We start from the raw sequence: 227 nt of genomic DNA, 5'->3' as shown, positions 1-227 counted from the left end.
CTGCACTACAACCGGGGCGATATTATCAAGCGACACCCATTGCCTGTCGTAACCACGCAGCAGCACGAGATCACGCAACATCAGCGTCGAGACGGGGTGAATGAAGGGCAGCAGATAGAAAAAGATCAGTGCATAGGGAAGGATCAGCAAGATCAGCACGGCAAGAACAATGCGTTTCAACACACGCCGGTCTTCGAACCATCGCCGACGAGCCGGCATGTCGACGC

1 pseudogene is annotated in these 227 nt (G+C 55.1%); it reads right to left on the bottom strand.

The annotated features are described in order from the left end of the window. Positions 1-227, bottom strand: a pseudogene (locus AF337_RS13955) (monofunctional biosynthetic peptidoglycan transglycosylase); the annotation flags it as partial.

The organism is Rhizobium ecuadorense (assembly GCF_001187535.1).
Lineage (GTDB): Bacteria > Pseudomonadota > Alphaproteobacteria > Rhizobiales > Rhizobiaceae > Rhizobium > Rhizobium ecuadorense.
This window is presented reverse-complemented; position numbering and strand designations above follow the sequence as displayed.